Here is a 278-nt window from a genome sequence, read left to right as displayed (position 1 = left end):
CTTCCAGCTCAAGGCCTGGCAGCCCGGCGGCGCCGGTACCGGCTTCCTGCTCCCGGAGCACCTGGATGCGCAGATGTTCGCCGGCGGCATCGCCAAGGTCGGCACCCGGATGGGCACCGGCCTGGCCATGGCGGTGGACGACAGCATCAACATGGTTTCCCTGCTGCGCAACATGGAAGAGTTCTTCGCCCGCGAGTCCTGCGGCTGGTGCACCCCCTGCCGCGATGGCCTGCCGTGGAGCGTGAAGCTGCTGCGTGCCCTGGAGCGGGGCGAAGGCC

At 69.8% G+C, this 278-nt stretch carries 1 protein-coding gene; it reads left to right on the top strand.

Features of this window, described 5'->3' with window-relative positions; translation table 11 throughout:
• The coding region (locus ACLJNW_RS24635) for an NADH-ubiquinone oxidoreductase-F iron-sulfur binding region domain-containing protein (RefSeq protein ID WP_410961278.1) at positions 1 to 278 on the top strand (278 nt) is incomplete at both ends.

Origin of the sequence: Salmonella sp. SAL4457 (genome assembly GCF_046548235.1) — a bacterium.
GTDB lineage: Bacteria > Pseudomonadota > Gammaproteobacteria > Enterobacterales > Enterobacteriaceae > Salmonella > Salmonella enterica.
The sequence above is the reverse complement of the archived record's forward strand: the minus strand, read 5'-3'. Positions and strand labels throughout refer to the sequence as shown.